The organism is Mesorhizobium sp. CO1-1-8 (assembly GCF_020164875.1).
In the GTDB taxonomy this organism is placed as follows: domain Bacteria; phylum Pseudomonadota; class Alphaproteobacteria; order Rhizobiales; family Rhizobiaceae; genus Mesorhizobium.
In genome coordinates, this window is sequence record NZ_JAIUGZ010000011.1 from 250,283 (window position 1) to 259,160 (window position 8,878).

Genomic DNA, 8,878 nt, shown 5'->3' on the forward strand with positions numbered 1-8,878 from the left:
GGCATGGCAGAAGTCAGAATCACCGGCTTGCACAAGCGCTACGGCGCCTTCCATGCGGTGCGCGGCATTGACCTCCACATCCGCGACGGCGAGTTCACCGTTCTGGTTGGTCCGTCCGGGTGCGGCAAGAGCACCCTGTTGAGGACTATCGCCGGACTGGAGGAGAGTTCACAGGGCACGATCGAGATCGGCGGCGAGGTGGTCAATGATTTCAGGCCGCGCGACCGCGACGTGGCAATGGTGTTTCAAGACTATGCGCTCTACCCGCATATGAGCGTGGCCAAGAACATCGGCTTTGGCCTCAAGGCTCGCAAGATGCCAAAATCAGAGGTCGAGGTGCGCGTTGCCGAGGCGGCGCGCATGCTTGGCATCACTCCCTTGCTGGGGCGTTTTCCGCGTCAACTATCCGGTGGTCAGCGCCAGCGCGTCGCCATCGGCCGCGCCATAGTCCGCAACCCCCGCATCTTTTTGTTCGACGAGCCGCTGTCCAATCTCGACGCACAGCTTCGCGACGAAATGCGCGGCGAGATCAAGCGCCTTCACCAGGATATTGCCACAACGATGATCTACGTCACCCATGACCAGATTGAAGCAATGACGTTGGCTGACCGCATCGTGCTGATGCGCGAGGGGCTGATAGAGCAGCAGGGCGCGCCACTCGAGTTGTTCGAGCGCCCGGCCTCGACCTTCGTCGCTGGGTTCTTGGGCTCGCCGCGGATGAGCTTCCTGCCAGGCACCCTTGCCTTGGAGGGAAGCGCCGCTGCCATCCGGCTCGCGGGCGCACTGCTCCCTTTGGCGCCCGGCAGGGGCCTCGAGGGCGCCGCAGACGGACAGAAGGTGCTGCTCGGATTGAGACCGGAACACCTCACTCGTGCGCACACTGCCACGCCGGCTCAGGGCACGTTTCGCTATGAGGCAACAATCGACTTGCTGCAGCCGACCGGCTCGCGCAGCTACGCGACATTCCGACTTGCCGGGGCGCCGGTGATGGCCGAACTGCAGGCGCACGACGTCAGCCGTCCTGGGGAGAAGCTGGCGATCGACATCAATATGAACCGGGCCTCTATTTTCGACGCCACGACGGAGCGGGCAATTTGACCTCGACAGCTTCTTTGGCAGTCCGCTTGTGTGGCACCGAACAGCTTGAGGCGCCGCTGCGCAAACTGCGCGCTGGCTCCTTGTCGGTCGCGTTCGACAATGGGGCGTTGCGTTATATCCGCATTGGGACGATCGAGGTTTTGCGCGGAATCTCGTTCCTTGTACGGGACGAAAATTGGGGAACCTGTACACCCGTTATCGATAATCTCCAGGTCGACGAATGGCCGAATGAGTTCAGCCTTGCATATCGTGGAACATGTTCCGCAACATCCGGTCGCCTAGTTTATCAGGTCCGCATCTCGGGCAGTAGCGATGGTGCGCTGTCGTTTGTGGCGGAGGCAGAGCCCGAGACTGACCTCTTGACCAACCGCGCCGGCTTTATCGTGCTGCATCCAATCGAAACCTTGGCCGGCAGGCCGGTGAAGGTGCTGCGTGTGGATGGCCGCGAGGAGCTATCGCTTTTTCCGGACCACATCGATCCTAGATGTCCGTTCACCGACATCCGGGCGTTGTCGCACGAGATCGCGCCTGGGATCTGGGCCACATGCACCATGGACGGTGACGCCTTTGAGATGGAGGATCAACGCAATTGGTCTGACGCCTCCTATAAAACCTATGTCCGCCCTCTGCGTCGCCCGTGGCCTTACCACCTGCCCAAGGGCCAGAAATTCACCCAGGCAGTCCGGCTTCGCGTGTCAGGAACGCTTCCTGCCGGGGCGTCTGAAAACCGCAACCCACTTATCAACCTGACGATCGGCAGACCCGTCGGCCGAGTGCCTCGCATTGGCGTCGGCGTCGCTGCCGACGAGGCAAAGCACGCGCTTGAATCCCCCGAGCTTCTACGACGAATGGCTCCGCAGTGGATGGTCTGCCAGGTCGATCTCCGGTTTGGACACGGCCAGGGTGAACTCGAAAGCTATGCCGCCCTTGCACGGCTGACCGGCGCAGGCGTGGTCCTGGAGATTATCACCAAAGGCACGCTCGATCCATTCGGCGAACTGGCGCCCGTCGCGGATGCTGTCCATACAATCGGCCTCAAACTAGAAGCTGTCTCCGTCTTTCCGGCGCAGGACATGAAATCCGTACAGCCGGGAGCACCGTGGCCGATTGTGCCCAGCTTCCACGAATGCTACTCCGCCGCTCGCCGGGCTTTCCCGGGGATCGCGCTGGGCGGCGGTATGGCCGCCTACTTCACCGAACTCAACCGCAAGCGTCCGCCAGCCGAAGCGCTCGACTACGTGACCTTCACCACCTGTCCAAGCGTGCACGCGGCGGATGATATCTCGGTAATGGAAACGCTTCAGGCAATCCCTCATCAGATCCGCTCGGCACATGCTTTCTTGGGCGACCGCGTGCCGCTGCGCATAGGTCCCAGTCAACTCGGCTGCCGCGAGAACCCCTACGGAAAGGGCACCGCGCTGAACGAAGCGAACGCCCGCATCTGTCTCAGCCGCAACGATCCGCGGCAGCGCGGGCTGTTCAATGCGGCTTGGTCGCTGGGCTATTTCGCGGCCTGCGCTCGCGAGGGGATCGAGGCCGTCGCGTTAGGTGACTTCACCGGCCCCTTTGGCCATATTCATGGGAAGGCTGATTTCGTGCAGCCGTGGTATGACCAGCAGGATGGCCGAACGGTCTACCCCGCTTTCCATGTCATGGCAGGTCTCTCAAAGCTCGGCGGAGCCACCTTGCTGTCCGTAGAAACTACCGCCGCTGACGGCATTGCGACGATCGCAGCCCAAAAAGGCCGGCGAGCGACCCTGTGGGTCGCCAACCTGACCGCCAAGGCGCAATCTGTGCGGCTTTCGGATGCGCCGGGCACCCCCCGTATTGCTCTTCTTGGCGCCGAGCAGTTCGAACGGGCGGCAACCGATCCCACCTTCATGGAGACCTCCGCAAGACCGCTGGATGACCAATCCATCTTGCTTGACGCCTACGCCGTGGCGCGACTCGACCACGGCCTCGCGTGCTAATCGCCCGTGCCGGCGATCTGCGAGGGGTGCCACGGTCGACGATGCCCTTCGTGCCCCGTTAAAGTCGCCCGATCGGCGTCACGACCGCCAACTCGGGTAGCTGCGCTACGCGTGCGATATTTGAGTGCGCTGGCGGTTGAACATCAATCGAACCCGGTGCAGCAACCATCACACTCTGCTGCTCGGGCGGCCAACCAACTGGGTAACTGCTTGGAGTTTGCTGTTGGCGCGTTTCTCAGGAACGGCCCAGAGAGAGTTGCCCCTCTGGACCGCCGGGAAATCACATCAGCGCATTGTCAGGCGGTCGCCCGCCTTGATGCGCCGTCGAAGAGATCCTGAAGTTCCTCTTTCGGCACCGGTCTGGAAAGTAAAAAGCCTTGTAGCTGGTCGCAGCCGAGCTTGCGCAGATAATTGCACTGGGTCTCGGTCTCAACACCTTCCGCCGTGGTGCTGAGGCCAGTCGCCCGAGCCAGTTCGATAATTGCCTGAACGATGGCCTCGTCACCGTTCGAGCCACCAAAGCCCTGCACAAAGCTTCGGTCGATCTTGATCCTGTCCACCTCCAAGCTCTGGAGCCGGCCTAATGAGGAAAATCCCGTGCCGAAATCGTCAAGAGCAAAGCGCACCCCGACACTGCGCAACGCTGCCATGTTCTGCTGGCATTCCGTCGGGCGCTGGGAGAGCGTGCTTTCCGTAACCTCCAGCTCGAGCCGCCGCGGATCCATTTGCGTTTCCAACAAGATGCTCGTCACTTTCATGGCAAAGCTCGGATTGTTCAGCTGCAATCCCGATACGTTCACTGCAAGGGTCTCGATCGGCCAATGCACCGCGTCTAAGCAGGCCTGGCGCAGGACCAGCTCGCCTAGCACTTCGATGAGCCCCGTTTCCTCTGCCAAAGGTACGAACAAGTCAGGGGCGACCCAACCGCGCTCTGCGTGCGACCAGCGCGCGAGGGCTTCGACGCCCGTCATCCTGTTTGTGTCGGCAGTGTAAAGCGGCTGATAATGCACCCGGATTTGCCCAGGCGTTTGCAGCGCCTTGCGCAGGTCCTGTTCGAGACCCTTACGCTTGGCCAGCGTCTGGTCCATCTCTGGTTTGAACAAAGCATAGGCGCTGCGACCGCCGGCTTTGGCGTGATAAAGGGCGAGGTCGGCTTTCCGCACCAATTCCACCTGGTCCACTCCATCCCTCGGAGCAAAAGCGACCCCGACGCTCACCCCGACAAAGACCTGAACTCCGGCGACTTCGAACGGCCGGCGCGCGGACTCGATCAAATGCTCGCACAATGTCTTGACCTCATTCTCGCCTGCGACCGCGCGCTGGATGACAATGAATTCGTCACCGCCCAGGCGTGCCACCGTGTCCGTCTCCTCGGTTAGCCGCCTCAGCCGGTCTGCGAACTCCCTGAGCAACTCGTCGCCGGCAGGGTGGCCAAAGCTGTCATTGACCTGCTTGAACCGGTCGAGGTCGAGATAGAGGATCGCGAGCTGCTCGCCCGTCGATGGCAGCCGCGTCAGCGCATCCGCCAAATGACCGTTGAAATGGCCGCGATTGTGCAGCCCTGTAAGCAGGTCGTAGTGGGCCAGGTGATAGATGTGATTCTCGGACTCAATCAGCTTCAAAGTCCGCCGCCGCAAAGCGGCGAGGGCCACAATAATTCCGCCAAGCACCAGTCCGAACACCGCGACGAGAGTTGGGACCAGTTGAAAAAGGACAAACGCCCCGGGCCGATATGGCTGCCACACAAAGAAGCCGACTGTCGAACCAGAGCGACCGATAAGGGGATAAGACGCCTCTTCAGAGCTAAGCATATTTGACCAGGAGAAGTGTGCGTCGTCCAGCAGATAGTCTTGGCGCAAGGAGGCAAGGAGACTGCCGTCCAGATATCGAACGGCGATATGTAGGTATTCCTGACCCGGTACTTGTGGAATGTGGCCACTGTCGGAAACGACGGGCTTGACGCTCACAATGGCAGGATGGCCGGAGATGACGACCATATCGGAAGCACCTATCGTGAGCACCTGTTCGGTGACGCCGTCGGTGTCGCCCCGCTTCAGTCCCGCCCTGAGGATCTCGACGAGAGGCGCTGTGATCGGGCGTATGGAATGGAAGCTCGCCAAATCCACCCCCAATCCATCGGCGAATGCGTAGACGGGCGCATCAATCGGATCGAGAATGTAGACCTCATCGTGGCCGAAATACGTGTGCATCCAGCTGCCGAGATTGGTGTCGACCCATTTCGCATCGTGGCGCCGCAGAGCGCCAACCGCGTCGTCCCAGACGGTTACGCTCTCCTGATCGTGGGCTATTCCGCTCTCCAGCTTGGATATGATCAACGCAACCAAGCTTTTCTGTCGCGACACGGCAACACGATCGGTCTGTATCGCCGACCACAGCAGAAGGCCTGTGGTGACGGTCGCAACGAGCAGAGTCACGGCAATGATGGGCATAGCCGTTCTCGTGAAAAAAAGGCGACGTGTTGGTTCGCCGAAGTGCCGGGGCAGCGTCATGAGGCTGCTGTACGCTAAGAAAACTGCTGGACCGTTAAGAGGCAACAATGGCACACGGTGTCCCTCTGATGCCGTCCAAGAAGGCGGTGGTCTTCTACGGCGAACCGGAACCCCAATCCTTAGGCAAGCGACTACGATCGATTGTAGGCGTAGAGTCGGCGCTCCTTCGCCAGTGGCCGCCGAAGCGGTTGTCGTATCTCAACTGTTGCGGTGGAGCGAAAAGCTCATACGGTCCCTACCGGACCTTCGGAGTATGATTCCAGAATTGACTCACGAGAACCTTTGCTTTGGCTCACTTCGCTGGCACGCAGCGACGGAGCACATTGGCGAACCGGCGCTCTTACGGAGTGGGCAAGACCTTACGCCGCTGCCAATTGGGCAAACGCCGTGAAAGTCTTGGCCTCCATTGGGCGTCCAAAAACATAGCCCTGCAGGACATCGCAGCCTAGTTCCTTCAAACCTGGACACGCGCGAGAACTGCCAATGGGCGCGTGTTGCGGAACCACATTAGGCGGCCCTCATAGCGGCCGAAACGCTTGCGTCCTTCCTCGCAGCTCAGAGCCTGGGTGTCTGACCCGTTTCCATCTGAAGGAAGTCTGCCGACGAATTCCGCAACACCGAGTCGTGGAAAGCGTCGATGGCAGAGCCGTGGGTGATATCGACCAGCACGGCCGCTGCGGCTTCAACCTTGTCGGCCGCTTCGTCTACTTTGTCGAAACGCATCAGCATTCGATCGTGGAGCATCGACAACCGCGTCGCGTGATAAAGGACGCTGCGCCTGTGATAGTCCGAGTCCAGCGGCTCAAACATTATTGTCATAACGCAATTCCTCGCCGTTTTCATTGCCATACGGGGTCATTTGATGACGCCCGAAAGATACTGGTCTGTGTCCCGAGCCCCCATAACGCGCTGTTGAATGCCCGAATCCTGCAGCACAGTGCAATGTCACGCGACGCCATTTTCGGTCCGTTTCCTCCTTCGCGCGCGACAGCGATTTATCGGCTCGTTTCACCCTCAACCTTGCACGTCCAAGACCAAGACTCTCAGCCATTGTTCCGCTTCCTATTCGGTTGCGGTCCCTTCGACTGATAAAGTACGGCTGTTCTGTTTGGTTCCGGTCAAAGACAGCAATCGCGAACCGGCTCCCAGATTGTACCAGGAGGCCGAACGCCTATCTTAGTCGTCGTTGTCCTCGATGATCATGTGACGCCGGTGCTGGCGGCGTTCGATCGAGCCCGTGGTGACGACGACGTGATCGCGGCGATGGTGCTTGCGATGCCAATGGCGCTTGCCGTTGTCGTATAAAGCGCCCGTGCGGTGACGGCGAGGTGAAGGCGAGATCCATCCTCGTTGATGACTGCAACGCGGTTGTTGCGGTGACGGTGATGCTTGTTCGTGGTGATGACGATTAAGTCCGCCGAAGCCACGGCAGGCAAAGGGCCAGCGATCAACATCGTTTGCGCGCTTTGGTTCCTGTCCTGAATGACAGCACACACTCGTCGGCCATCAGGGGCGCGAGAAGACAGTCTGGATTCTTTTAAGCCAGCTGTCGGGCTCCGGCAAATCGGCAGGCCGAAATCGACCACTAGTCGGGGCCCGCTTGACGTAAACGTACTTGGGCGGCTAGCGGCAAGTGGCCGCCTGACGGCTCTTGTCAGCGCGCCGGGGCGCGATAATTTTTGTGGGGAAGGGACATCGATCTACAGGAGCCGACGATGGAACACCAAACTCTAAGCCAACTGCAGACAATTGCAGAAGTAGAACCCCTGTCGACATACCCGATCATGACCCGGCAACAGCGCATCGAGCGCTGGGCAGAGTTGCTGGAAAAACATCCCGAGCGACGCCTGAGAGCGCTTACCGGCACGGAGTATCTGAAGCGGGAAGCTCGCGACACGGCGCGCAGTGAGGGCTCGGCAATTACAGTGGCTTTCGAGGACCCGCTAATGCGTGCGTTAGGCCTGAAGGATGACACCTATGGGGAAGCAAAGCGCTTCTTCGAACTGTCTGACGGGGAACTGCATGACATCGTCTGCAGTTGCCATGTCGGAACCACGTTCAGAGGCGAGTGGGCTGCCGCTAGAGTCCGCCGGTCAATCGGAGGGAACAGGTTTCTTAAGTGGCTTAGAGAGAGACTGTGGCACTGAGTTCGCCAAGGACGGCGATTGAACCTCGCTCCGAGAGGCGGAGGGCCGACGGATTGAGACGTGATCCGTCAACCCTTTTTGGCGATGACGGGTGCAACAGGGAGGGACTCCTCACCGCCGTCGACGGCAGCAATAACGACAGGGCGAGATTCGGATCCGGCCACAATTTTGTTCAAATTGCGGAACCATGCACAAGCTCGGTTCCGGGCTGGACGAAGGGTTCCGGACTGGACGAAGGGACGACCTGACAATGCTTCCGTGAGGGGCGCGACAGTTGCTGCCGCTGTCAACCGACAGATGGCCTTAGAGGCTATGAATCGCAATGCAGAGAACCTGCCATGCATCCGGGTTGATCATAGCTTACCGGACATCGTCAAGGAGATGCTCAAGCGACTAGAACAGGCAGAAGAGTTCACTCTTCATGATGAGCCTCCGCGAGGGCATCTCACCAGTTCACCTCTCCCTCCCAATCAAAGCACTGGAACGGAGAGAGCGCGTCTCGGCTGATGCCGGGGCGGGTTTGTCCAGCAAGGCCAAATCGGTTATTCCGATCCAGCGCTCATAGCGGACACTTGGGCTCCTTGTGCCTCGCGTCGGACGCCGTTTGACGCAATTCCCATCCGTCGATGGACTTCTGCACGTCGGCGGATATGGCTTGCGCTGTGGTAGGCGCGGCCCATGAAATAAGCGCAACGCTGACAGAGAATGAGATCAGCAAAGCGACGGCAGTCGCGAACAAAACGTGGTCCCTCTTTGGAAGCACGAGCTTAACCGCCACCCATCCGGTTCGTTCATTCACGATCCGCTAGGCTGTGTGTCGTGGTTACTCCTTGCTTAACGAGCCGTTGGCAATTTGACGCGCGGCCGTTTGCTAAGCCCGCATATGAAGCGTAGGCTCAGACATCGGCCGCCATTTGTCCGGGTGCAGTCGACAGTGAGAGGTACGTGCTCTTGCCCGTCAGGGAGAAGAGCCATGCCTCAATCCACTTTTCGCAATCATGTTTTGAATACCCTCACGCCTGGGGATTTCGCGCTTTTACGGCCATCGATGCATCACGTCGAACTGGCTATCAAAACCCGGCTGGAGATCGCATATCAGCCGATCGAGCACGTATATTTCCCCGAGACCGGTATCGCGTCCGTGGTCGCCGCC

General features: G+C 59.8%; 6 protein-coding genes and 1 pseudogene. 4 read left to right on the top strand and 3 right to left on the bottom strand.

The annotated features are described in order from the left end of the window. Positions 1 to 3 precede the first annotated feature (3 nt). Together LB558_RS22125 and LB558_RS22130 are read left to right on the top strand one after the other, a co-directional pair. Positions 4 to 1,098, top strand: a complete 1,095-nt coding sequence (locus tag LB558_RS22125) for an ABC transporter ATP-binding protein (protein ID WP_224699476.1) — start codon at positions 4 to 6, stop codon at positions 1,096 to 1,098. Beyond that, on the top strand, positions 1,095 to 3,068 hold the full coding sequence (locus tag LB558_RS22130; RefSeq protein WP_224699477.1) for a hypothetical protein: 1,974 nt from the start codon (positions 1,095 to 1,097) through the stop codon (positions 3,066 to 3,068). Before LB558_RS22125 ends, LB558_RS22130 begins: the two co-directional genes overlap by 4 nt. A gap of 296 nt (positions 3,069 to 3,364) precedes the next feature. Here LB558_RS22130 and LB558_RS22135 read toward each other — a convergent pair whose 3' ends face one another. The 3 genes from LB558_RS22135 to LB558_RS22145 all read right to left on the bottom strand — a co-directional run bounded on the left by LB558_RS22135 (position 3,365) and on the right by LB558_RS22145 (position 7,032). Continuing rightward, positions 3,365 to 5,518, bottom strand: coding sequence for a putative bifunctional diguanylate cyclase/phosphodiesterase (locus LB558_RS22135; protein WP_224699478.1), 2,154 nt, complete (start codon positions 5,516 to 5,518; stop codon positions 3,365 to 3,367). 615 nt (positions 5,519 to 6,133) lie between these two features. After that, positions 6,134 to 6,388: a hypothetical protein gene (locus LB558_RS22140; RefSeq protein ID WP_224699479.1), complete on the bottom strand. Its 255-nt coding sequence runs from the start codon at positions 6,386 to 6,388 to the stop codon at positions 6,134 to 6,136. A gap of 389 nt (positions 6,389 to 6,777) precedes the next feature. Beyond that, entirely contained in the window at positions 6,778 to 7,032 is a 255-nt protein-coding gene (locus LB558_RS22145) for a hypothetical protein (protein ID WP_224699480.1), read from the bottom strand. A 261-nt stretch (positions 7,033 to 7,293) separates the two neighbouring features. Between LB558_RS22145 and LB558_RS22150 the strand changes: the two genes are divergently transcribed. Both LB558_RS22150 and LB558_RS22155 read left to right on the top strand, forming a co-directional pair. Further along, positions 7,294 to 7,725, top strand: a complete 432-nt coding sequence (locus LB558_RS22150) for a hypothetical protein (RefSeq protein WP_224699481.1) — start codon at positions 7,294 to 7,296, stop codon at positions 7,723 to 7,725. Positions 7,726 to 8,698: 973 nt separating this feature from the next. Then, positions 8,699 to 8,878 (top strand): annotated as a pseudogene (locus tag LB558_RS22155) (Crp/Fnr family transcriptional regulator); the annotation flags it as partial.